Genomic DNA, 1,189 nt, shown 5'->3' with positions numbered 1-1,189 from the left:
GTCATCAACTATGTTGTAAATTATTTACGAAATTTGCATTTTCAGTCTTAAATCTCTAATTTTAGCATTAGCAATGACTATAATTTTTCTCATAACAGCTATAATAGCGACCATCTTCTTTTTACCACTTTCTACAAGTTTACTGTAGAAAGTTCCAAGCTTTCCACTACTTCTAGAAGCTGTCATGGCAGACATAAATAATACTGGTTTCAAGTCAGCTCGTCCACCATAAGTTTTTCTATATCCAATCTTCTTGCCACTCTCATAAGGATAAGGAGCTACTCCAGCTAAAGAGGCTACTTGTTTACGATTTAAGTTGCCCAGCTCTGGCATTAGAGCAAGTAATGATGTTGCTGTAGCTTTTCCTAAACCTGCAACTTCTTTAACCAATAAGTCTCTAGCTTTTGTTAAGTATTCACAGTCCTTCACAATATCATCTATTAAGCCTTCTACAAGAGCAATTTCTTGCTCTAGAAACTCTATTACTCTTATATGTGACTCTTTAGTGCATTCTTGACCTGGAGCTTGAGATCTATTCTTTTCAGCAACTAACTGTTTCTTCAGATCTTGCTTTCTAAGGGTATATTTTACAAGCTCTTGAAGATTATCATCATTAGGTTTGTAAAGATTTAGACACTTATGTCTTTCATGCCCATATCTAGCTAAGCCTATGGCATCAATATTATCAGATTTACCTAACTGTCCAGTTGAGCGAATAAAGTATTTTACTACTCTAGTATTAGCTCTATGAACAGCAATCTTATGTGACAATAAGTAGCCTAAAAGTGCTTTTTCATATCCTCCTGTAGTCTCTAAAACCACAAAAGAGTTATCTTTTAGAATAGGATGCTTTTCTAATAGCTCATCGAAGCCTTCAGAATTATTGAGATATTTAAATGCTTTTTTATTTCCATGTACCGCTACTACAAAATCATTTTTTGATATATCAATACCTACAAAATTATGATACATTTTAAACATCTCCTTAGTATATTTGTTCTATGTTTACGATTGTAAGCGGTCGTTATAGACCATCCAACTATTCAAACGTATTAAGGAGATAACCTAAGTACCTTGATGACGACGATTGTGTAAATCTATCCTACGACGGTCGCTTAGCTTATAACTAAAGCTTTTCACTTTAATTTGACTCCTTAGGTAAAATTATACTAGGGATTTAACTTACAAT

General features: G+C 33.6%; 1 protein-coding gene. It reads right to left on the bottom strand.

Going from position 1 to position 1,189, the window contains the following annotated elements; translation table 11 throughout:
- Window positions 1-24: 24 nt before the first annotated feature.
- Complete coding sequence (locus F3D57_RS10175; RefSeq protein ID WP_150466174.1) at window positions 25-972, bottom strand: IS110 family transposase; 948 nt, start codon at window positions 970-972, stop codon at window positions 25-27.
- Window positions 973-1,189: the final 217 nt, after the last annotated feature.

The organism is Francisella sp. SYW-2, from assembly GCF_008711475.1.
GTDB classification, from domain to species: Bacteria; Pseudomonadota; Gammaproteobacteria; order Francisellales; family Francisellaceae; genus Francisella; species Francisella salimarina.
Note: the sequence above shows the minus strand (reverse complement) of the source record. Positions and strands in the feature narration are given on the sequence as shown.

What these genes read in the sequence shown, in the direction of transcription:
- F3D57_RS10175 (WP_150466174.1), bottom strand. Translation starts at nt 972, where the DNA reads ATGTATCATAATTTTGTAGGTATTGATATATCAAAAAATGATTTTGTA.